The sequence below is a fragment of the Actinomadura verrucosospora genome, from assembly GCF_039540335.1.
In the GTDB taxonomy this organism is placed as follows: domain Bacteria; phylum Actinomycetota; class Actinomycetes; order Streptosporangiales; family Streptosporangiaceae; genus Spirillospora; species Spirillospora verrucosospora.
In genome coordinates this window covers 70,212-91,164 of sequence record NZ_BAABEV010000016.1, presented here as the reverse complement: position 1 = coordinate 91,164, position 20,953 = coordinate 70,212, and the positions used below count along the sequence as shown (strand labels likewise).

Below are 20,953 nucleotides of genomic sequence, written 5' to 3'. Positions count from 1 at the left end.
GCGGATGTGATTCCGCGCATTTTCCGGATCTTGAAACCTTTGCGCTTGGGGTGTCATCGACGGACATCCGCACCACTCCCCTCCCTGACCGACGACCGAACCGGTCCGGAGGGTGCTCCCGCGCGAACGGCGCGCAACCCGTGACAGACAGAATCGCGCGGGAGTGCCCTCCGGCTCCAGGAGGGGTCTGGGGAACCACGGGGTTCCCCAGTAGCGCACGCTCAACCGATCTTCCGGCAACTCCCCCGACGACTCCAACGGCGCTCGACCACGGTCACGCCCTGGTGCTCGCGCCGAACCGGTCGAGCAGACTCACGCCCTGGCCCTCGTCGCCGAACGGGCTTGGAGGCTTCAGCGTCGACTGGGCAGGGCGGCGGCGCGCCCTTGCGGTGAGCGGTCGGGGCGGGGCCGGCGGGCGTGGCACGGCGCGCGGCCCGGCGCGGCCGTCCGGTGACCGGCGCCCACGCCGCACGCTCCGGGCGGCCTGGCGCGGGGCCGCGCAGCGGCCCGAGCGCCGCCGCCCCTTGATCCCAAACAGCCCAATTCGGCAATGACCGGACTAGGACCACAACTTTTCCAGCGGAGTCTGCAGTCACCAACTATGCTGACCATCAGATCCGGGCGAAGCCGGGATCTGCGAAAATGACCGTACCAGCCTCGGCCAAACCTATGGATCAGTACCGTGCAAGAGATAGATTCGCCCGGAGTTTTTTGGCTTCCCGATAGTCCAGAAGACAAGCTTTCTGGACGTCTAACGTTCTCGCCGACTGGCAAAGTAAGACTAAACCTCGTCGGTGAATTTGCCCACGCAAAGTTCAGATCTTTTGACCAATTCCAAATCCACGGCTGGATCGGCTCTGATCCGATCACGCTTGACGGATGCTTCTCAAACGGCGTATACCGCAAGTACTCCGGCGTGAGCGAAAGTCGATTTGCAGCCAATCGCATGTTCATAGGTCACATATTTAAGGACCAAGAGCTAAACTTTCAGCAAGTTTGCATTAACGTTAGCCATCTTGCCGAATGGACCGGAAGAACCGGTATTCATGTTCAGGAATCCACTGACCAATCAAACTCATTCAGCATTTCTTACACTCATCCCCCGGAAGAGATTTCGGAGTTCTCTCGTGGCCGCGTGTCACTTGGTCAATCCTGGTCCCGCAAGACTCAACTATCTAAAGCCGAAATCATTCAGCAGCCATTCATCCGGATAGAGTATAATGAACTTGTTCACTGCGATGACATATTGACCGATGTGGGCAGAGTGCAGGACCTTCTAACTCTATGCATCGACTCGCCGGCAGATACAGACAAAGTCATATTTTGTCGCCCCGATATACATTCAACGATGCTGTCAGGCGATAGTTCTGGATCGCCGCAACGCATCGAATTTAGGGCTCCTCGACTACGCTATAAACCCATCGAAGAGCGCAAGAATTTGACTCCCGATAGCATGCTTCTTACGTACTCGGAACTCGGAGGTACGAGCTCTATAGCAAGCTGGCTTGATGAGACTGGCGCCTTTGAGCGACCTCTAAATTCCCTAATGAGCGTCCGAAATACGGATCGAATTTACGCGGAAAATAGATTTCTTAACGTCGCCTTTGCCGCCGAAGCTTACCATCGGAGCACCCAGGGTGGCTCATATATGGACCAAGCCGAATTCGAGCGACTTCTGGCGGACTATGAGCGCATCACCCCCGATGAGCACAAGAAATGGCTCCAGAGCCGTCTCGGCTATGGGAACGATGCGCCACTTTCTAAAAGACTTAGGCAACTAGCTCAACGATCTAGGCCTGCCACGCGAACATTGATTGACCAAGAAGGTCGATGGGCTGAGACCATCTCTAAGGTACGCAATGAATTGACTCACCTAGGAGCTGGACCCTCTCCTTTTACTGGTTCGGATCTATTTTTCCTTTCCGAATCAGTTTATTCAGTTGTACGCGTATGCATGTTGAACACCTGTGGGATTTCGCCCCAAACATGGATGAGCAAGAGAGAGTCGCAAGCAATAGTCAAATACGGGGACAGAGTTAGAAGCGCCGTCCACAACGCTAGAAAAAGTCTTGGAATTTCAAGCCCTGACAGGAATCTCTAGTGGCGTCCAGTGTGGACACTACCGATAGGACACCATTTCCAGAGGCGTTCAGGGCCCCGTTGATCGACTAGATTCACTTCCTTAATCGTGACTTCGCAAATGGGTAGCTCTCGGCCAAGTGCGGTGATGAGTGGTTCGGCAGGTTGCTCGGTTTCGCTGTAGGCGAGGGTCATATGCGGGGTCCACTGGGTGGGGCCCTCGGTGTAGCCTTCGCGGCCGGTCACTTCGCCTGTGGCCGTCTGGATGGCATTGCGGATCTGTCTCAAGGATGCGGTGGGCTGGACTGCGACGGCGATTGCCTCGGGATGGTAGAGGATTCGACTGAGTGTCACGGTGACGGGTGGGAGTGCGGCGAGTAGTTCGGATGCGGTGGAGAGCATCTCGTGTTGTTGGTCGGTGGTGATCTCTTCGGTGGGGCCGGCCACGAGAGTGGTGATGTGGAGCCACTCGGTTGGTGTCATGTGGAGGCCGTGGAAGCCTGCGAGTCGCTTCTGAGCGGTGTTGGCGAGGTCGCGGGCTTCGGGGTGGTCGCCTACGAGGATGTGCCAATAGAGCGTTCCCTGTCCAGGGCCGGGTTCCTGGCGGTTCTGCCAACGGTTGACCATGCGTGTGGGCAGGGGGCTCATGAGCGCTCCATGTCGGGGTCGTCGGTCAGGGCGGCGGCGTTGAAGTCGCGGATTTGCGCTCTGAGTTGGACGGCTAGCGAGGTGTCTCGGTAGCGGGGGTGGCTGAGTCGGCGGTCGAGGTCGGCGACGTAGCGCGTGACGGTGGTCAGGCGCATGCCGGGGTCGAGTGTGAGCAGCTGCGCTAGTTGTTCGGCGGTGCCTTCGAGGTCGCCTTTGAGTAGGTGGGCTACTCCGGTGCCGACACGGATTTGGGCCCATAGCGCTGGGGCGACGGGTGCGCCTGCTGCCCATGCGGTGTCGGCCATCTCGGCGGCTTCTAGAGCTCCATCCGGATCGCCGGTCCGGGTGGCCACCGATAGCGCGAAGAGGGCGCGGCGCTCGGTGGGGAATGACCAGACTGAGCGGTCGGTGGGGCTGTCGTCGATGGTCTCGGCGGACTGCTCGGCTCGCTTGACGGATTGGCGGGCTCTGGTCTGGTCGCCGAGGAGGGCGGCGGCGTTGGCCTCGTACCAGGCGAGTTGCGTCTTCATCGGTGTGGGCGGGCTGGCTTCGTAGCCTTGCCGGGCGAAGTCGGCTGCTTCGATGAGGCGGTCTTGCCATCGGGCCGTTTTGGCTTGGGCGTACCAGGCGAACGCCTCGTTGGTGCCGGCTTCTCGGGCGAGCATGAGGGCGGCGGCTGCGTACTGCTCGGCGTGGTGGTCGAGGTTGACGTCACCGAAGATCACGGCTGCGTGTGCGAGGAGATCGGCGTCAATGCGAAGTAGCTCGCGGGTGTGGCGGGGGCGGGGCCGACTGCCTTCCAACAGGTCTTGCGTGCGGCGGTGAAGGCGAAGCACCTGGGACAGCAGGCTTTTCGCAGGGACGCGGGTGTGAGCAGTGGCGAGTGACGTGGCTGAGCGGGCAAGGCTCTCGATCGTCTCGTCTGCCGTGTCGCTGGTCGTCAGCCATCGCGTCAGCCGGGAGAGGTCCGTTGTGGTGGCCGGGTCGGACGGGTCGGCCTCGGTCGGTCTGGGGTCGGTGACCACGATGCCCGTGCGGGCCTGTGGTTCGGGAGTCCTGGGGGCCGGTACGCCGGGGTGGGTTCGTGGTGCGAGACCAAGAGCCATGCGGGCGGTGTCGGGCATCTGGAGGCCGTCGGCGATGCGCTCGAACACGTCCAGCTCGGTGACGCGGCGCCCGCCCGGCTTCATGTGCTCGCTGACTCTGCCTTGGGTCAGGGTGCAAGCGATCGCGATCTGGGTCTGAGTTGCGCCTGCGTACTGGCGCAGGAGATGGAAGACAGTCCCGATGTCGCGGGCATTCAGGGCCTGGATCATCTGCGGGCGTTCCCACAGTTCATCGGGGATGACGATCGGGTCTGATGCCCGTCTCGGCATGCCATCTCCCCTCCGTGTGACCAGACCTTGCCGAGCGTATATCCCACTCTGAGATACCGCCTGGGGATGGGCCCGAGCTGGGCCTGTGGCGGATCGTGTGCGGCATGACGCAGCAGCAAGATGCGGGCAAGCCGGACTGCGGGTACTGTGGTGGTCGGGGGTGGAAGTTCGTCCATCCTCGGCGGGCGGTCCTGGTGGGGCTGCCGGGCGGTTCAGGGCCGCCGGTGAACCGCAAGCCGTGTCGGTCGTGTGAGCCGGTGAGTGAGGAGCGCGCGGCGTAGTCCAGAAAGCTGCGGGGCCGGCGGCGGCGGTCAGGCGGATACGGGTGCGATCGCCCGGCGCGGTGCGGTCATGCCTGCCGGGGGTGGTGGTGCGCCCCTGGGCCGTCGTTCGCCGGTCCCGCTCTCTTCTTCCTGTGGAGGTGGTGGCTGTGGGCGATCAGGTGAGGACGTGGGCGGCTGACGTAGTGCGGCAGTCGGCTGCTGTGGCGCTGGTGGCCGACCTGGAGCGGCGGGGCCTGGCGGCCGAGGTGATCGACCATGGCGCGGTGCGGGCGTGCAACCCGGCCGGTGAACCGGGCGCGGGGGATCCTCGGGCGCGGGCGCTGAGTCCGGGACTGCGGCAGGAGGTGGTGTGCCGCACTCACCGGGGCGCGTTGTGGTGGTGGTGGGTCTGGTCGGGGCCGGACCGCCGTGCGCTCTCGGAGTTGGAACCGCTGTGCCCGGCGGCCAACACCGCGTTCGCGGGTGAGCGGATCGCGCGGGTGCTGGCCGTCCCCTTCGCCAGCTCGCCGGATGGGGCGTCGGGCGGGTGCGAGTGATGGGCGTGTCATGGGCGGCAGCGGCGTCGATGTCGCCGGAGATCAGTCGGCGGCCGGTGGCGGCGCAGATTGAACGGGAGTTCTCTGGGGTGGTCGCCTGGTACGGCCTGTCCACTGAGGCATGGTGGGCCATGGTCCGGGTCCGCGGTGGGCTGCGCCTGGTGGAGGCCGCAGGGCCGAGCGAGCTGCGGGAGGCAATCGTCACCGCGCGGGGCTGGCCGTGGCCGAGGTGACGAGCGGGCCGAGCAGTGGCGGGACGCATGCGGTAGGGCATGACGGCATCGGGCTTGAATGTCCGGTCACGTGCCTGGGGGTGTGGACGGTCGGTGATCTGCTGGCCCTGCTGGTGGAGGCGCGGCGGCTGTCCGGGCTGCCTGCTACTCCCCTCGACGGGGGCTTTGGTACGCACAGGCACGAAGGCGGGCAGCTATCCCGGGCTTGTCCGCTGGCGTGCCTCCAGTTGTCGACCAGGGTCCGCAACGCGCTGCGCAACGATCGGAACTGCACCGCCAAGACGGTGGGTGACCTGCTGGATTTGCTGTGGTCGCATGATCTGCACGAGGTGCGCTTGATGGGCGCGCGGGGAGTCAACGAGGTGCATGCGGCGTTGCTCGCCGAGGGGTTCTCTGTCCCAAGGCGGGTGTGAGCTTCCCGCCCGTCGGCCTCCCCCCACTGCGCGGCGTTGCGGCGCGATTAGTGCGGGTTGGGGCGGCCCGGTAGCCGTGACGCGGCTGCGTACGGGCGTTACGCTGCGGTCAGGTGCGCTTATGTGGTCAAGCGCCAGAGTCGTCAGGTGGTCGTCATGTCGGGTTTGGAGTTCGAGCCCCCCAAGTACGCGCGGGTGGTGCTGGAGTTGCGCCGCCGGATCGAGAATGGGGACTACGCGCCCGGCACCCTGCTGCCCTCGGAATCTCAGCTCGTGCGGGAGTTCGCGGTAGGGCGTACCACCGTGGTGCGAGCGCTCCAGATGCTCCAGCAGGACGGATGGATCAGCCGCGAGCACGGGCGCGGCTCGTTCGTCAAAGGCCGGCCCGCCTCGTCGGCGCGGCCTTCTCGTCCGGGCCTGGCGGTGCTGGACCAACCCGAAACCGCGGCCGGGGTCACGCTGGTCGACGTCGGCTCAGTGCGTGCGCCCAATGCGGTCGCTGGCCTGCTGGGTGGGGACGTCGGGCGTGTGGTGGCGCGGCGTTGGGTGACCGTCCGGGACGGTGTCGCCTCGGAGGTGGTGACGTGCTGGTTCCCGCAAGAGCTGGTGTACGGCACCGACCTGGACAAGGATGCGGCGCTTCCGGTGGGGCTGCGGGCACACCTGCGCACCGTCAAGGGCCTACGCATCGATCACATCTCCGAGCGGATGACCGCGCGGCTTCCCGCAGGGGACGAACCCTCCCTCTTGCAGATCAAGAAGTCTGAGCCGGTGCTTTCGGTGCTGGCCGGACTGCATGACGCCTCGGACGCGGTGCGGTTCGTCGCCGAGGTCGTGATGCCCGGATCGCTGCATGAGCTGGAAGACGTCTATAGCGTCCCTGAATGACTCAACCTCCCTGACCTCCCGATACTTGCAATGTGACGCAGGTCACTCGCTGTGAAGGTTGTCCGGTCGAGTGGCTGAGGTACTTTCTAGGCATGCACTCGTCCGGACAAGCGGTCGGGTGAACGTCTGGAGGTAGCCGCGATGGCGGTCAAGGGTCCGTTCAAGGTCGCGTTCGGGGACATGTTCCCCCTCGGCGCGTTCGTCAAGGGCGGTGTGGAAGCGGTCCGCGACTTCGACGCTTCCACGAAGGAGAACTTCGTTCAGGCGCGGGACAAGGACACCGGTGAGCTGGTGTGGGCGGTGGAAGTGGTCGACGGCGACCCCGAGTCCAAGGGGACGTTCAAGGTGAAGCTGACCGCGCCGGTTCAGCCGATCGTCCCGGAGGCTCCGGCGGGGTTCCCGTTCGTGCCGGTGGAGTTCGAGGGGCTGGCGGTCACGCCGTACGTCAACTCCGGTACCGGGCGGCTGGCCTACTCGCTGAAGGCGTCGGCGGTCCTCCCGGCCAACTTCAAGGGCGGCCGTTCCACCAAGGACAACGGCGCGGCCGCGAAGGACGCTGCCTGATGGCGGGGGGACGCATGTCGGCGCTGTCGCTGCCGATCGATGCCGGGGCGTCGGTGGAGTTCAAGCCGTTCCGGGCGCGTACGCCGCTGTTCACGGTCTCGGCCGGTCGGGTGCTGGTCACCCTGACCCTCCCGGAGCGTGTGAGCGCGGGTGATGTGGAGTTCGCGCGGGGCCTGGCGGTTCAGGCTGCGGCGTATGCGGTGGAGGTGGAGCGGCTGTACCGGTCGGGGCGTCGTCCCTCCTCGGGCCGGTCCTCGGGCAAGGGAAAGGCGGCGTGATGGAGACCTCCTACAGCTTCACGACGGTGAGGGTGGACCCGGACGGCACCTCGGCTATCTCGGTCCACCTGATCCCGGATCGGCAGATGTCGGTCTACTGCTCGGACGGCGGTCACCGCGCGCAGATTGCGTTCATTCACGCTGGCGCGAACGTGACCATCACGCCGACCAACCCCGAATCCCCGACCGCCGAAGACCTGGTGACCGCGCGCCGTCTGGCGGAGTTGTTCGGGCGGTACGCGGCCGAGGTGGAGCGGCTCCACGCCCTCAACGTCGCTTCGATGCCGGACGAGTCGGCTGCCTGAAAAGCAGGTGGGGCGGCTGGAGCTGGTACCTCCGGCCGCCCCGCTTTCCCCTCTCCCTGAACAGCGCATAGAAGAGGTGAGACCCATCATGGCATGGGAGTTTCGCAAGCTCGGCCCTAGTGAGAACGTCGCCGTAGAGGCGCAGCGTGACCCGTTCGCGGCTCCGAAGTGGGCGCCTCCGGTGTGGCACATGCCCGAGGGCCTCGTCCTGCTGGTCAACATCGTCCGCGTCCTCGTCCGGACGGTCGTCTTCCTGGTCCGCAACATCGTCCCCGTCTCGGTCCTGTCCGGCCTGGGCTGGCTCGGCTACCGGTACGGGTGGACGGTCCCCGTCGTGGTCCTGGCCCTCGCCGTCCTGGGCCTGTCCGCGTGGGTGCTGGCGGACCGTCCGTCCTTCGTCCGGTGGGTGGGTCGTCCCGCCCTGGCCCGGTGGCGACTCGTCACGGTGTACCGGCGGAACTGGCAACCCGTCCTCGTCACGGCGGGCCTGACCAAAGTCCACAAGGGTCGCGAGTACCTGCCTTCCCTCGTGCGGGTCCGCTGCGGTCCGACGTCCGACCGCGTCCTGGTGAAGATGCTCAAAGGGCAGGCGCCCGACGCCTGGGAGAACGCCACTCCCAACCTGGCGCACGGGTTCGGCGCTGCCCTGGTCCGGGTCCGGGTCGGGGACCGTCCGGGACGGGTGTGGCTGGAGTTCGTCCGCCGTGACACCCTCGCCGTCCCCATCCCCGCGCTTCCGGTCCCCGACGCGTCGGCGGTGGATCTGTCCGGGGTGGAGATCGGACGGCAAGAGGACGGCTCGCCCTGGCGGCTGCGCCTGCTCGGAACTCACGTTCTGATCGCGGGTGCGACGGGCGCGGGCAAGGGCTCGGTGATCTGGTCGACCATCCGCGCGCTGCTGCCGCTCATGCTCGCCGGGCTGGTGGAGGTCTGGGCCGTAGACCCCAAGCGCATGGAACTGAGCTTTGGGCGTCCGCTGTTCGAGCGGTACGGGCGCTACAGCGACGATCCCAAGGGCGGCATGGTCGACCTGCTGGAGGCCGCTGCGCAGGACATGAACGCTCGCGCTGAACGGTTCGCGGGCGTCACCCGATCGTTCACGGCCTCGCGTGAGCACCCGTTCCGGGTCATCGTGGTCGATGAGCTGGCGTTCCTGACGGCGTACTGCCCTGAGCGTGATCTGCGCAAGCGGGCCGAGTCGGCGCTGGCCGTGCTGACCAGTCAGGGCCGGTCGGTCGGATACTGCGTGATCGGCGCGCAGCAGGACGCGCGCAAAGAGGTCAACAACCTGCGCAACCTGTTCCCCGACCGCATCGCCCTGCGCCTGGACGAAGACGAACAGGTCGACATGGTCCTCGGTGACGGGGCCCGCGACCGTGGCGCGCTCGCTGATCAGATCTCGTCCATCCCTGAGATCGGCGCGGGGGTCGGGTTCATCCGGCTGGAGACCACCCCCGACCCTGTCCGGGTCCGAGCGGCCTTCGTCTCCGATGACGACATCCGGGACATGGTCACGCTCGCCCTCCCCGATGTGGAGGCGGCGTGACGGTGCAAATGACCCTCGACGGTTCGCCTTCGGAGTCGGCTCCGGCGGCTGAGGGCTCGGAGACGGGCGCGGTGGTCAAGACCCTGCCTCCCCTGGCGCGGGGCGTGTTGGAAGCTGTCGCGGTCGAACACGGCGTCTGCATACGACCCGTCCCGATGCGGCGCGTGGACCTCAACACCGGCGCGGCCGAAGTCGTCTACGTGCCGTGCGGTCACACCCTGGCCTCGGTGTGCCCGTCGTGCGCTGAGCGCAAGCGCAAGCTCCGGGCCGTGCAGTGCTCCCAAGGCTGGCACCTCACCGAAGAACCGGTCATCACGCGCGCCGACCCTGACGACGAGCAACGCGCGTGGATGGAGTTGCGGGCGCAAGCGGCGGCGGCCCGTGACAAGGCGGCCGAGGAGGGTTCGGCGGAGGGGGAAGACGTCGGGTTCTGGGATGCCGTGGTCCGTGACCTGGACAACGAGCTAGAACGAACCGGGGTTCGTGGCGCCCTTAAGTCGGGTGAGGAGAGCAAAGGCCGGCGGACCCGTTCCACGCGGCGGCGGCAGGACGCCCCCGACCTTCCCCGGCGTCCGGTCGACTCCCGCACCCTCGGCAAGGTCTACCGGGGCAAGGACGGCAAGACGTTCCGGCCCTCGATCTTCCTCACGCTCACGCTGGACTCCTACGGGCGGGTGCGCGCGGACGGGACACCCGTCGACCCGAACGGCTACGACTACACGCGGGCCGCGCGGGACGCGCTCCACTTCTCCAAGCTGGTCGATCGGTTCGTGCAGAACCTGCGCCGGTTCGTCGGCTACGACGTCCAGTACTTCGCCACCGTCGAACCCCAACGACGGCATGCGCCCCACCTGCACATGGCCATTCGCGGAACCATCTCCCGCGCCGAACTGCGTCAGGTCGTGGCGGCCACCTATCACCAGGTGTGGTGGCCCTCGACCGATCGCGTGGTCTTCGAGGGGGATCACCTGCCGGTCTGGGACGACGTAGCAGGCGAGAACGGCGGCGGCTACCTCGATCCCGCGACCGGGGAAGTGCTTCCGACGTGGGATGAGGCGCTCGACGCGCTCGGCCTGGACGACGACGCCAAACCGCTCCACGTGGTGAAGTTCGGGCGGCAGATCGACGCACAAGGCGTCATGCCCGACTCACCCCAATCCCGCAAGCTCATCGGCTACCTCACCAAATACCTCGTCAAGGGCGTCGCCGAATGCCACCACGCCGAGACCCCGGCGCAGCGTGAACACGTCGACCGGATGGCCGAAGCGCTCCGCTATGAGCCGTGCTCACCCACCTGCGCGAACTGGCTGCGCTACGGCATCCAGCCCAAGAATCCGCGGGAAGGCATGGCCCCCGGCTTCTGCAAGGGCAAAGCCCACCGCCGCGAACACCTCGGCTACGGCGGACGCCGCGTCCTGGTCTCCCGCAAGTGGTCCGGCAAGACCCTCGCCGACCACAAAGCCGACCGCAAAGCGTGGGTCCTGGCGCGGCTCGCTGAGGCTGGCGTCCCCGTGCTCAACCCGGCCGACCCCAACGCCGTGCACGTCTGGGAACGCGCAGGACCGGCCGATCCCGACGTCAAGCCGACCGAAGCGCGACTCCTGCACCTGATCAACGAACGCATCCAACGGCGCCGCCAGCTCGACGCCGCGACACAGAACGACACCCCCGAACTTCCGGCAACTGCGGAGGCAGCGTGAGCACTCGGCGCGATGAACTCCTGACCGTCCCTCAGGTCCTCGAAGAACTCGGAGGCGTGTCCGAACGCACCTTCTACCGCTGGCGGGAGATCGGGAAGGCTCCGGAGGCGCTCCGGCTCCCGAACAACGAGCTTCGTATCTGGCGTAGTGAGCTGACGCGCTGGCTTGGCACACTTCAGGAGGCAGCGTGAGGACTTCCTACAGGGTCAAGTTCTGGGAGATCCGCCCGAACAGAGGCGGTCCCAAGTCGAGCAACGCGGGCAAGGTCATCTCGTACACGGTGCGGTGGACGGTGGCCGGGCGGGAGAGATCGCAGACGTTCCCGCGTACCTCACAAGCGAAGAACTTTCTGTCTGACCTGCGGCAGGCTGCGAAGCGGGGCGAAGAGTTCGACGTCGATTCGGGCTTGCCGCTGTCCCTGTTGCCGGGCGATGCGGAGACGCCTGCACGTACCTGGCTGGAGTTCAGCCGGGCCTACATCGACATGAAGTGGCCGGGTGCTGCCCCCAAGAGCCGTGACGGGCTCACTGAGACCATCGCGACGGTGTCGACTGTGCTCGTGCGGGAGGATGCTCCCGAGTCGCCTGATCCGGCGGTTCTGCGGCGGGCGCTGAGGGCGTACTACCTGGCTCCGCAGGATCGGGAGAAGCCTCGGCCGGTGGGGATCGCTGAGGCGCTCTCGTGGCTGGAGAAGGCGTCCCTGGACATGCCGGACGTCGCCAAGCCTGCCAACGTTCGGGCTGCGCTCGACGCGCTCTCGCTGAAGCTGGACGGCAAACCGGCGGCGGCTGCGACGGTGGCGCGTAAGCGGGCGGTCCTCTACAACGCCTTCGAGTACGCGGTAGAGCTGGAGGAGTTCGACCGGAACCCGATCGACAAGGTCAAGTGGACTCCGCCCAAGATCGCCGAAGAGGTGGACTGGCGCGTCGTGATCGGGCCTCGGCTGATGCGGGAATGCCTGACTGCGGTCACCTATGTGGGCAAGCGGGGGCGGGGCCGGCGGCTGCGTGCGCTGTTCGCGTGCATGTACTACGCGGCGCTTCGTCCGGCTGAGGCGGTGGCGCTGCTCAAGGGTGATTGCCATCTTCCGGAAACTGGCTGGGGTCGTCTGGTCCTGACTCGCTCGCTGCCTGAGACGGGGGCGCGCTGGACGGACAGCGGGAGGACTCACGAGCAGCGCGGGCTCAAGCTCCGTCCGGCGGCCGAGGTTCGAACGGTTCCGATCCCTCCGGTCCTGGTGGAGATCCTCCGGGAGCACATCGCCGAGTTTGGGACGGCTGACGATGGGCGGATGTTCCAAACTGAGCGGGGCGGGGTCGTCGGCTCTACCGCCTACGGCGATGTGTGGGCCGCGACTCGGGCTCTGGCCCTGCCCCCCGAACAGGTCGCCTCTCCCCTGGCGCGGCGGCCCTACGACCTGCGCCACGCGGGGGTGTCGCTCTGGCTCAACTCCGGTGTTCCGGCAACCGAGGTCGCCGAACGCGCTGGGCACAGCGTCAAGGTTCTGTTGCAGGTCTACGCCAAGTGCATCCTCGGCCAGCACGACCGTGCGAACCAGCGAATCGACGATGCGCTCGATGACTGATCCCGCCTACGCTGTCGGGGCTCCGGTTCATTCCGGGGCCCCTTCGCCGTTCCTGGGCCGACCTGCGGGAACGTGCTCGGACTCATTCCGCGTATATTCCGGGACCAGTGACGTACCGCTGCATCTGGTGGCGTCTGGCTGCATGCGGGGGGATCTTGGAACGCGAACAGCCTCTGACCGTTTGCACTGGTCAGAGGCTGTTTCACGTGGTGTGGCGGGTGCAGGGTTCGAACCTGCGTAGGCTAAGCCGACGGATTTACAGTCCGCTCCCATTGGCCACTCGGGCAACCCGCCGTGGTGTTTCGCTGGAAAGGATAGCGGACCATCGGGGTGGGTGTGACATCGAGGCGGGGCGTGCGGGGCGTGGGGAGTCGATACGCTCTGTAGATCGTGATGCTGCTGCTGAGGGGATGTGTGGGCGATGGCCGACTCGTCGTTTGACATCGTGTCGAAGCTCGACCGGCAGGAGGTCGACAACGCGTTGAACCAGGCCGCCAAGGAGGTGGCGAACCGGTTCGACTTCCGGAACGTGGACGCGGGGATCAAGTGGTCCGGGGAGTCGATCGAGATCCAGGCGAACACCGAGGAGCGGGCGAACGCCGTGCTGGACGTGCTGAAGGACAAGCTCGTCAAGCGGGGGATCTCGCTGAAGGCGATCGACGCGGGTGAGCCGAAGCTGTCGGGCAAGGTGTACAAGCTGGGCGTGGGCCTGAAGGAGGGCATCGCCCAGGAGGACGCGAAGAAGATCGGCAAGATCATCCGGGACGAGGGGCCCAAGGGTGTGAAGGCCCAGGTGCAGGGGGACGAGCTGCGGGTCAGCTCGAAGAAGAAGGACGACCTCCAGCAGGTCATCACCCTGTTGAAGGGCAAGGACCTCGACGTCGCGCTGCAGTTCGTGAACTACCGGTAGGACGAGGGGAGCGCGCCGGCCCCATCCCCCGCAGAAGTGGCCGGCGCGCTCTTGTTGGTTATGACGCGGCGGCGTCCGGAGTGGTTCGGGCGAATCTAGCGGCGGCCGGCCATGCGTTCCAGGCGGGCGATGCGGTCGGCGGTCGGCGGGTGGGTGGAGAAGAGCTTGCCGATGCCGGCGCCCTGGAACGGGTTGGCGATCATCAGGGAGCTGGTGGTGGCGAGCTCGGGGTCCTGCGGCAGCGGCAGCGCGCGGGTGCCGGCGTCGATCTTGCGGAGGGCGGAGGCCAGGGCGAGGGGGTCGCCGGTGAGGCGGGCGCCCGCGGCGTCGGCGGAGTACTCGCGGGTCCGGCTGATGGCCATCTGGACGACGGCGGCGGCGACGGGGCCGAGGATCAGCATCAGGAGGGCGCCGAGGACGCCGGGGCCGTCGTCGTCCTCGGAGCGGCCGATCGGCAGGAAGATCGCCAGGTGGGACAGGTACGTGATGACCGTGGCGATGGCGGCGGCGACGGAGGAGATGAGGATGTCGCGGCTGTAGACGTGGGACAGCTCGTGGCCGAGGACGGCGCGCAGTTCGCGCTCGTCCAGCATCTGGAGGATCCCGCGGGTGCAGCAGACGGCGGCGTTGCGCGGGTTGCGGCCGGTCGCGAACGCGTTGGGCTGGCGGGTCTCGGAGACGTAGAGGCGCGGCATGGGCTGGCGGGCCGAGGTCGCCAGTTCCCGGACGAGCCGGTACAGCACCGGCGCCTCGACCTCGCCGACCGGGTGGGCGCGCATCGAGCGGAGCGCGATGCGGTCGCTGAAGAAGTAGGCGACGCCGTTGGTTCCGAGGGCGATGACCAGCGCGATCGCCAGACCGGTGCCGCCGCCGAACGTCCAGCCGGCGACCAGCACCAATGCCGACAGCGCAGCGATCAATGCTGCCGTCTTGACGCCGTTGAACCGCACCTGCGTTGCCTCCCCGTCGACTCCGGCATGAACATCAACGGTTTGACCTGGGGGAACGTTCCCAAACGTTTCCCCGGTTACGTGGCGTTCCCGACCGTCTGCAGGACGATCTGGGGCGCGACGGACAGCACGACCGCGCCCGCGGCCGCCGCGGTGATGGCGGCGCGGACGCCGAGGCTCGGCGCCGCGTCGTAGTCCTCGCTGGTGGCGGAGGGGGTGAAGAGGCGGACCGCCCAGGCGAGGTAGTAGTAGAGCCCGATCACGGTGTTGATCGCCATCACGACGGCGAGCCAGGTGACGCCGCCGGCGAGGGTGGCGCGGAACACGACGACCTTCGCGAACAGCCCCATGACGCCGGGGGGCAGGCCGGCGAGGCAGATGAGGAAGAAGGCCAGGGCGGTGGCCACGGCGGGGCTGCGGTGGGCGAGGCCGCGGTAGTCGTCGAGGGTGTCCCAGCGTCCGGTGGCGGCGCCGCGGCGGTGGAAGCCGATCACGACGGCGAACGCGCCGATGTTCATGACGGCGTAGAGGGCGACGTAGGCGGTGGTGGCGGCGACGGCCTCGGGGAGGCGGTGCGAGCCGACCGCGAGGGGCGCGAGCATGTAGCCCGACTGGGCGACCGACGACCAGGCCAGCAGGCGGATCGCGGTCCGCTGGCGGAGGGCGGCGAGGTTCCCGAGGGTCATGGTGAGGGCGGCCAGGACGGCGACGACGGGGCCCCACACGTGCCCGTAGGCGGGCAGGCCCAGGGCGAGGACGATCGCGAGCCCGGCGAACCCGGCGGCCTTGGAGACCACGGCGAGGAACGCGGCGACGGGCAGCGGGGACCCCTGGTAGACGTCCGGCGCCCAGAAGTGGAACGGGACGGCTGCGACCTTGAACGCGAACCCGGCGAGGACGAGGACGGAGCCCAGCGCGGCGACGGGGTCGAGGTCGGCGGGGAGCCGGGCGAGGGCGGGCGCGATGCGGTCGAGGTGCATGGCGCCGGTCGCGCCGTACACGAGGCTGATGCCGAACAGCATGACCGCGGTGGACACGACGGAGACGAGGAACAGCTTCAGCGCGGCCTCGGAGGACGTCCCGTCGTAGCGGCGCAGCGCGGCCAGCGCGAACACCGGGAGGGAGAGGGTCTCCAGCGCGACGACGAGGAGGACGAGGTCGCGGGCCGCGACCAGGGTGAGGGCGCCGATGACGGCGGCGAGCAGCAAGAAGTGGTACTCCCCCACCGGGATCTTCGAGTCGGTGATCTCCTGGAGGGACAGCAGGACGACGATGACGGCGGCGCCGAGGATGATCCCCTGGAACAGCAGGGTGAAGTCGTCCGCGACGTAGGAGCAGGAGGCGGGGCCGCCGGAGCGCAGGCCGTCCGGCAGGCAGAAGGTGGCGCGGCGGTCCCCGGGGGCCAGTGCGATCACCGCGGCGAGCGCGGCGGCGAGGGACCCGCCGGACAGCAGGGACAGGACGCGGCGGGGCGCGTCGAAGGCGTCGGCGAGCAGCAGCCCGATCGCGGCGACGGCGAGGATCAGCGGCGGCGCGACCGCCGCGTAGTCGATGTCCTGGATCATCAGCCGCCTCCGAGCAGCGCGCGGACCGGACCCGTGGTCACGTCCAGCAGGGTCTTCGGCCAGAGGCCGACCAGCAGCGTCAGCGCGATCAGCGGCGCCCAGGCGGCGTACTCCTGGAGGGAGACCGACGCGACCGGGCCGCGGGGGACGGCGACGCCGTCGGACGGCCCGTGGGTGAGCCTCGCGAGCATCCGCAGGAAGTAGGCGGCGGTCAGGACGGTGCCGAGCGCGGCGACGGCCATGAACGTCACGAAGGTCTCGCGGGGCAGGTCGGCGTGCGGGCGGTACGCGCCGATCAGGGCGAGGACCTCGCCCCAGAAGCCGGCGAGGCCGGGGAGCCCGAGGGACGCGACGGACGCGAAGGTGAGGATGGAGGCCAGCCGCGGGGACGTGCCGAGCATGCCGCCGCCGAGGGCGTTCATGTCGGCGGTGCCCCAGCGTTCCTTGATCGAGCCGACGAGGAAGAACAGCAGGCCGGTGATGAGGCCGTGCGCGATGTTGCCGAAGAGGGCGGCGTTGACGCCGACCGGGGTGAGGGTGGCGATGCCGAGCAGGACGAACCCCATGTGCCCGACGGACGAGTAGGCGATCATCCGTTTGAGGTCGCGCTGGGCGAGGCAGGCGAGCGCGCCGTAGACGATCCCGATGACGGCGAGGAGGCCGAGCCACGGCGCCCAGACCTGCGCGCCGCCGGGGGCGAGCGGGAGCGCGACGCGGACCAGGCCGTAGGTGCCCATCTTCAGCAGCACCCCGGCCAGCAGGACGGACCCGACCGTGGGGGCCTCGGTGTGCGCGTCGGGGAGCCAGGTGTGCAGTGGCCACATCGGCGCCTTGACCGCGAACCCGATCCCCATCAGGGCGAACGCGGTGATCTGGAGGCCGTGCGACAGGCCGGCTCCGTGCCGGGCGGCCAGGTCGGTCATGTCGAGCGTGCCGGCCTCGGCGCCGACGAGCAGCATCCCGGCGAGCAGGAACCCGGAGCCGAGGAGCGTGTAGAGGATGAACTTGGTGGCGGCGACGCGGCGGCCCGCCCCGCCCCACAGCATGATCACCACGTACATGGGGACGAGGACGGTCTCGAAGAACACGAAGAACAGCACGAGGTCGAGCGCGACGAAGGTGCCGAGCATCCCGACCTCCAGGACGAGCAGCAGGGCGGTCAGCAGCCGGATCCGGCCGCCTTCCGGCGGGTGCCGCAGCGTGTAGAGGAAGCACAGGAACGTCAGCAGGGCGGTCAGCACGACGAGGGGCAGCGAGATCCCGTCCACGCCGAGGTGGAACCGCAGGCCGATGGCGGGCGCCCAGGGCCGGTCGACCTCCATCTGCATGCGGGACGTGTCGGCGAAGTCGAACGCGGTCAGCGCCGACACCGCGACGAGCAGGGTCGCGGCGGACACGGCCGTCCCGAACGCGCGGACGGCGAAGCCGGTGCGCAGGAACCGGTTCGCCGGGACGAGCATCGCCAGCGCCCCGAGCAGCGGGATCGCCATCATCAGCACGAAGATCACTGGAAGATCACCACCGCGGCCGCGATGGCGGCGACACCGGCGAGCAGGCCGGTGAGGTAGGTCTGCGGGTTTCCGTTCTGGACGAATCTGACCAGGCCGCCGATCCGCCCCGCGCCGCGTCCGGCGCCGACGACGGCGGCGTCCACGCCCCGCTGGTCGAACAGGACGACATGTCGAGCCAGGGCCTGGACGGGCCGGACGATGACCGCCGTATAGAGCTCGTCCACGTAGAAGGCCCGCGCGAAGACGGTACGGACGGGGCCGAGCGCGCGCGCGGGATCCAGTGCCGGGTCGCGGTTCCACACAAGGAAGGCACCGCCCGCGCCCACCGCGAGCAGCAGCACGCTGAGCAGCGACGCTCCGAGTTGGGGCCGCAGTTCCGAGGCCCCGAGGCCGAAGAATCCGAGGATCGCGGCGGGGACAGCCAGCGCCGCCACGGTCCACGACATGATCCGTGCCGGGTCGCGGACCTCGTACGTCCCGCGCCGCTCACCGAAGAACGTCATCAACCACGCACGCATCGCATAGGCGGCCGTCAGGACGACCGTGACGAGCAATCCCCCGTAGACCAGCCAGGCGATCCCGCCCGATGTGACCTCGCCGCCATGCAGGGCTGCGTGCTGGGCGGCCTCGATGACGGCGTCCTTGCTGAACCACCCGCTGAACGGCGGGACGCCCGCGAGCGCGGCGAAGCCCACGGTCATCGACCAGAACGTGAGGGGCATGCCGCGCCGCAGGCCGCCGTAGTGGGCGAGCATGTTCGACCCGGCGGTCACGATGACGCACCCGGCGGCCAGGAACAGCAGCGCCTTGAACGCCGCGTGCGTCAGCAGGTGGAAGATCGCGGCCGACCGCGCCCCCACCGCGAGCCCGGCGGCCATCACGGCGAGCTGGCTGATCGTGGAGTAGGCCAGCACGCGCTTCAGGTCGTCCTGGGCGAGGGCGGCGCACGCCGAGCCGACCATGGAGACCACCGCGAGGACGCCGAGGACGGCGAGCGCGGACGGCGCCGCGAGGAACACCCCGTACAGGCGCGCCACGACGTAGACCCCCGCGGCGACCATCGTGGCCGCGTGGATGAGGGCGCTGATCGGCGTGGGGCCCGCCATCGCGTCCGGGAGCCAGGTGTGCAGCGGGAACTGGGCGCTCTTGCCCGCGACGCCCGCGACCAGGAGCAGCGCGGCCGCGGTCGCCGTCGACTGCGGGAGGTCGCCGGCCGTCCGGACGATCCGGTCGATCTGGAACGTCCCCGCGCCCACGCCGAGCACGATCACGCCGATGAGGAAGCCGACGTCGCCGAGCCGCGTGACGAGGAACGCCTTGACCGCCGCCCGCGAGTTGGCCCGCTCCTCCCAGTGGTGCCCGATCAGGAAGTACGAGCAGATGCCCATGACCTCCCAGCCCACGTACAGGACGAGCAGGTCGCCGGAGTAGACGACGAGCAGCATCGCGGACGTGAACAGGGAGATGAACGCGGCGTAGGAGGAGTACCGGCGGTCGCTCGACATGTACGCGACCGAGAACACCTGGACGGCGAGCGCCACGCAGCAGACCATCAGGCCGACCACCGCGGCCAGGCCGTCCACCTGGAACCCGACCCTGATCGGCACCGATCCGGTGTCGACCAGCGTGAGCACGCCGGTGCGCTCGCCCGGGTCGCGCCAGACGGCGAACGCGACGATCGCCGACAGGACGAGCGACACCGCGACCGGCCCGCAGGCGATCAGCGCGGGGCCGTTCCGCAGCGGCGACCCAGCGGGGCCGCCGCGCAGCGCCCGGGTCAGGGACGGGCCGAAGAGCAGGCCGGCGAACGCGGCGAGGAAGGGCAGCAGCGCGGCGAGCGACGCGAGCCAGATCACGGCGCCGCCTCCTCGCGCTCGGGCGCCGGTTCGGGAGTGCCCTCCCCGCCGTCGGACACGCGTCCGGCCGGACGGGGAGCGGCCTCCGCGTCCTCCACGGCCTCCGCGTCTTCGGAGAGCGCGCGGAGGCGGTCGACGTCGATCATCTGCCGGTTGCGGAACACCAGCAGCACGACCGCGAGGCCGAGCCCGACCTCCGCCGCGGCGATCACGATGGTGAACAGCGTGAGGACCTGGCCGCCGTGCAGGCGGTCCCGGTACCAGACGTCGAACGTGACGAGGTTGAGGTTCACCGCGTTCAGCATCAGCTCGACCGACATCAGGACGAGGATCGCGTTGCGGCGCGCGAGCACCCCGTACACGCCGACGGAGAACAGGAGGGCGGCGACGACCGTCGGGTAGGCGAGATGCATCAGGCGGCGCCCTTCCCGTCCGGCTCAGCGCCGGGCTTCGCGTCCGGCTCCCCGACGGGTTTCCGGACCGGCTTCGCCTCCGCCGCCGGACGGGCCCGGATGTCGGACCGCGACAGGACGATCGCGCCGACGAGCGAGGCCAGCAGCAGCACCGACAGGACCTCGAACGGCAGCACCCACGTCCGGAACACGGCGCCGCCGAGCTCGTCCGCCGACCCGCCGCCCGCGCGCAGCGGCATCCGCGCGCCGCCGAACCCCATGACCGTCACCGTGACCAGGACGGCGGCCGTGGCGGCGGCGACGGCCAGCGCGGCCCACCGGTTCCCGGAGTCGAGGTCGGCGGACTGCCCGATCGGCGCCCGCGTCAGCATGACCCCGAACAGCAGCAGCACCACGACGGCGCCGACGTAGATGAGGACCTGCACCCAGGCCACGAACTCCGCGGTGAGGACGAGGTAGCCGCCCGCGAGCGCGCCGAACGACACGACCAGCCACAGCGCCGCGTGGACGAGCTGCCGCGTCGTGACCACGAGGAGCGCGGAGCCGACGGCCACCACGCCGAGCAGCGTGAACACGATCTCCTGGCCGCTCATCCGCGCTCTCCCGGCCCCGGGGGCGGGCCCGTGCGGGGAGTCCGGGCGGCCCGCGCGGCGGCCTTCTCCGCCGCGGCCACCTCCTTCGGCGGCTCGGCGGACGGGTCGTGCGCCTGCGGCGGCGGGACGGTCCACATCCACTCCCGCAGCCGCTCCTTCTCGTGCGTCAGCTCGGCGATGTCGTACTCGGCGTACTCGAACTCCGGCGACCAGAACAGCGCGTCGAAGGGGCACACCTCGATGCAGATGCCGCAGTACATGCAGAGCGCGAAGTCGATCGCGAAGCGGTCGAGGACGTTGCGGGTCCGGGGGCGCCCGCCGCCTTCGGCCGGGAGCGTCTCCTTGTGCGAATCGATGTAGATGCACCAGTCGGGACACTCGCGGGCGCACAGCATGCACACCGTGCAGTTCTCCTCGAACAGCGCGATGACGCCCCTGCTGCGCGGCGGCAGGTCCGGTTGCACTTCGGGGTACTGGCGCGTTATGGACCGCCGCGTCATCGTCCGCAACGTGACCGCCAGCCCCTTGGCCAGCCCGCCTCCTGGTAGCCGTCCCACGCGCCCCATGATTGCGCACGATCGGCGCGGGGGGAACGCGACGGGTTCGGCGTTCGTCCAACGAGGTATAGGTCGGGTGCTAGTGCGCAGGCTTGCGGCCGGGGAGGGCATGTGGGTCATCACGCGGAGCGCCCCTACGATCCCGAGCCCGAGCACCGCTCCC

The 20,953-nt window shown here is 68.4% G+C and carries 21 protein-coding genes and 1 tRNA gene; 12 read left to right on the top strand and 10 right to left on the bottom strand.

Features of this window, described 5'->3' with window-relative positions; translation table 11 throughout:
* Nucleotides 1-682 precede the first annotated feature (682 nt).
* Complete coding sequence (locus ABD944_RS19180; RefSeq protein ID WP_345178336.1) at nt 683-2,101, top strand: ApeA N-terminal domain 1-containing protein; 1,419 nt, start codon at nt 683-685, stop codon at nt 2,099-2,101.
* Here the strand turns inward: ABD944_RS19180 and ABD944_RS19175 are convergent.
* Nucleotides 2,098-2,727, bottom strand: a complete 630-nt coding sequence (locus ABD944_RS19175) for a 2'-5' RNA ligase family protein (RefSeq protein ID WP_345178334.1) — start codon at nt 2,725-2,727, stop codon at nt 2,098-2,100. The genes ABD944_RS19180 and ABD944_RS19175 overlap by 4 nt on opposite strands.
* The gene (locus ABD944_RS19170) at nt 2,724-4,103 is read right to left on the bottom strand and encodes an NsdA family TPR-like regulatory protein (protein WP_345178332.1); all 1,380 of its coding nucleotides are present in this window, start codon (nt 4,101-4,103) and stop codon (nt 2,724-2,726) included. The genes ABD944_RS19175 and ABD944_RS19170 overlap by 4 nt, the downstream gene beginning before the upstream one ends.
* A 430-nt stretch (nt 4,104-4,533) precedes the next feature.
* Here ABD944_RS19170 and ABD944_RS19165 point away from each other — a divergent pair, with 430 nt between their 5' ends.
* From ABD944_RS19165 to ABD944_RS19120, 10 genes are all read left to right on the top strand, one after another.
* Nucleotides 4,534-4,923: a hypothetical protein gene (locus ABD944_RS19165; protein ID WP_345178330.1), complete on the top strand. Its 390-nt coding sequence runs from the start codon at nt 4,534-4,536 to the stop codon at nt 4,921-4,923.
* A gap of 220 nt (nt 4,924-5,143) precedes the next feature.
* Nucleotides 5,144-5,569 (top strand): DNA-directed RNA polymerase subunit alpha C-terminal domain-containing protein, encoded by a 426-nt coding sequence (locus tag ABD944_RS19160; RefSeq protein ID WP_345178328.1) that lies wholly within the window; start codon nt 5,144-5,146, stop codon nt 5,567-5,569.
* Nucleotides 5,570-5,692: 123 nt separating this feature from the next.
* The gene (locus ABD944_RS19155) at nt 5,693-6,457 is read left to right on the top strand and encodes a GntR family transcriptional regulator (RefSeq protein WP_345178326.1); all 765 of its coding nucleotides are present in this window, start codon (nt 5,693-5,695) and stop codon (nt 6,455-6,457) included.
* 141 nt (nt 6,458-6,598) lie between these two features.
* Complete coding sequence (locus ABD944_RS19150) at nt 6,599-7,021, top strand: plasmid replication, integration and excision activator (protein ID WP_345178323.1); 423 nt, start codon at nt 6,599-6,601, stop codon at nt 7,019-7,021.
* On the top strand, nt 7,021-7,299 hold the full coding sequence (locus ABD944_RS19145) for a hypothetical protein (RefSeq protein ID WP_345178320.1): 279 nt from the start codon (nt 7,021-7,023) through the stop codon (nt 7,297-7,299). Before ABD944_RS19150 ends, ABD944_RS19145 begins: the two co-directional genes overlap by 1 nt.
* Nucleotides 7,299-7,604: a hypothetical protein gene (locus tag ABD944_RS19140; RefSeq protein ID WP_345178318.1), complete on the top strand. Its 306-nt coding sequence runs from the start codon at nt 7,299-7,301 to the stop codon at nt 7,602-7,604. Before ABD944_RS19145 ends, ABD944_RS19140 begins: the two co-directional genes overlap by 1 nt.
* 88 nt (nt 7,605-7,692) lie before the next feature.
* Nucleotides 7,693-9,150, top strand: a complete 1,458-nt coding sequence (locus tag ABD944_RS19135; RefSeq protein ID WP_345178316.1) for an FtsK/SpoIIIE domain-containing protein — start codon at nt 7,693-7,695, stop codon at nt 9,148-9,150.
* 8 nt (nt 9,151-9,158) lie between these two features.
* Entirely contained in the window at nt 9,159-10,850 is a 1,692-nt protein-coding gene (locus ABD944_RS19130; protein ID WP_378188800.1) for a replication initiator, read from the top strand.
* On the top strand, nt 10,847-11,041 hold the full coding sequence (locus ABD944_RS19125; RefSeq protein ID WP_345178312.1) for a helix-turn-helix transcriptional regulator: 195 nt from the start codon (nt 10,847-10,849) through the stop codon (nt 11,039-11,041). Before ABD944_RS19130 ends, ABD944_RS19125 begins: the two co-directional genes overlap by 4 nt.
* Nucleotides 11,038-12,435, top strand: coding sequence for a tyrosine-type recombinase/integrase (locus ABD944_RS19120; RefSeq protein WP_345178309.1), 1,398 nt, complete (start codon nt 11,038-11,040; stop codon nt 12,433-12,435). The genes ABD944_RS19125 and ABD944_RS19120 overlap by 4 nt, the downstream gene beginning before the upstream one ends.
* 212 nt (nt 12,436-12,647) lie before the next feature.
* On the opposite strand, the gene ABD944_RS19115 is transcribed toward ABD944_RS19120, so the two are convergent.
* Nucleotides 12,648-12,729 (bottom strand) — tRNA-Tyr (locus ABD944_RS19115).
* A 127-nt stretch (nt 12,730-12,856) separates the two neighbouring features.
* Between ABD944_RS19115 and ABD944_RS19110 the strand changes: the two genes are divergently transcribed.
* On the top strand, nt 12,857-13,345 hold the full coding sequence (locus ABD944_RS19110) for a YajQ family cyclic di-GMP-binding protein (protein WP_345178307.1): 489 nt from the start codon (nt 12,857-12,859) through the stop codon (nt 13,343-13,345).
* A gap of 95 nt (nt 13,346-13,440) precedes the next feature.
* Here ABD944_RS19110 and htpX read toward each other — a convergent pair whose 3' ends face one another.
* The 7 genes from htpX to ABD944_RS19075 form a co-directional block, all read right to left on the bottom strand.
* Nucleotides 13,441-14,295 carry a zinc metalloprotease HtpX gene (htpX, locus tag ABD944_RS19105; RefSeq protein ID WP_345178305.1) on the bottom strand — a complete coding sequence of 285 codons (855 nt, stop codon included), beginning with the start codon at nt 14,293-14,295 and terminating at the stop codon, nt 13,441-13,443.
* 77 nt (nt 14,296-14,372) lie between these two features.
* On the bottom strand, nt 14,373-15,860 hold the full coding sequence (locus tag ABD944_RS19100) for an NADH-quinone oxidoreductase subunit N (protein ID WP_345178304.1): 1,488 nt from the start codon (nt 15,858-15,860) through the stop codon (nt 14,373-14,375).
* Nucleotides 15,860-17,368: a complex I subunit 4 family protein gene (locus ABD944_RS19095; RefSeq protein ID WP_345178302.1), complete on the bottom strand. Its 1,509-nt coding sequence runs from the start codon at nt 17,366-17,368 to the stop codon at nt 15,860-15,862. Before ABD944_RS19095 ends, ABD944_RS19100 begins: the two co-directional genes overlap by 1 nt.
* The gene (locus ABD944_RS19090) at nt 17,365-19,227 is read right to left on the bottom strand and encodes an NADH-quinone oxidoreductase subunit 5 family protein (protein ID WP_345178300.1); all 1,863 of its coding nucleotides are present in this window, start codon (nt 19,225-19,227) and stop codon (nt 17,365-17,367) included. Before ABD944_RS19090 ends, ABD944_RS19095 begins: the two co-directional genes overlap by 4 nt.
* A complete protein-coding gene (gene nuoK, locus ABD944_RS19085) occupies nt 19,224-19,640 on the bottom strand; it encodes an NADH-quinone oxidoreductase subunit NuoK (protein ID WP_345178298.1) in 417 nt (138 codons plus the stop codon). Before nuoK ends, ABD944_RS19090 begins: the two co-directional genes overlap by 4 nt.
* The gene (locus ABD944_RS19080; RefSeq protein WP_345178296.1) at nt 19,640-20,233 is read right to left on the bottom strand and encodes an NADH-quinone oxidoreductase subunit J family protein; all 594 of its coding nucleotides are present in this window, start codon (nt 20,231-20,233) and stop codon (nt 19,640-19,642) included. The genes nuoK and ABD944_RS19080 overlap by 1 nt, the downstream gene beginning before the upstream one ends.
* The gene (locus ABD944_RS19075) at nt 20,230-20,790 is read right to left on the bottom strand and encodes a NuoI/complex I 23 kDa subunit family protein (protein ID WP_345178294.1); all 561 of its coding nucleotides are present in this window, start codon (nt 20,788-20,790) and stop codon (nt 20,230-20,232) included. The genes ABD944_RS19080 and ABD944_RS19075 overlap by 4 nt, the downstream gene beginning before the upstream one ends.
* Between the last annotated feature and the right edge of the window lie 163 nt (nt 20,791-20,953).

Excerpts from the sequence above, each read along its gene's own strand:
- ABD944_RS19170 (WP_345178332.1), bottom strand. The coding sequence starts at position 4,103 with ATGCCGAGACGGGCATCAGACCCGATCGTCATCCCCGATGAACTGTGG.
- ABD944_RS19150 (WP_345178323.1), top strand. The coding sequence starts at position 6,599 with ATGGCGGTCAAGGGTCCGTTCAAGGTCGCGTTCGGGGACATGTTCCCC.
- ABD944_RS19140 (WP_345178318.1), top strand. The coding sequence starts at position 7,299 with ATGGAGACCTCCTACAGCTTCACGACGGTGAGGGTGGACCCGGACGGC.
- ABD944_RS19145 (WP_345178320.1), top strand. The coding sequence starts at position 7,021 with ATGGCGGGGGGACGCATGTCGGCGCTGTCGCTGCCGATCGATGCCGGG.
- ABD944_RS19100 (WP_345178304.1), bottom strand. The coding sequence starts at position 15,860 with ATGATCCAGGACATCGACTACGCGGCGGTCGCGCCGCCGCTGATCCTC.
- ABD944_RS19175 (WP_345178334.1), bottom strand. The coding sequence starts at position 2,727 with ATGAGCCCCCTGCCCACACGCATGGTCAACCGTTGGCAGAACCGCCAG.
- ABD944_RS19110 (WP_345178307.1), top strand. The coding sequence starts at position 12,857 with ATGGCCGACTCGTCGTTTGACATCGTGTCGAAGCTCGACCGGCAGGAG.
- ABD944_RS19135 (WP_345178316.1), top strand. The coding sequence starts at position 7,693 with ATGGCATGGGAGTTTCGCAAGCTCGGCCCTAGTGAGAACGTCGCCGTA.
- ABD944_RS19130 (WP_378188800.1), top strand. The coding sequence starts at position 9,159 with ATGACCCTCGACGGTTCGCCTTCGGAGTCGGCTCCGGCGGCTGAGGGC.
- nuoK (WP_345178298.1), bottom strand. The coding sequence starts at position 19,640 with ATGCATCTCGCCTACCCGACGGTCGTCGCCGCCCTCCTGTTCTCCGTC.
- ABD944_RS19080 (WP_345178296.1), bottom strand. The coding sequence starts at position 20,233 with ATGAGCGGCCAGGAGATCGTGTTCACGCTGCTCGGCGTGGTGGCCGTC.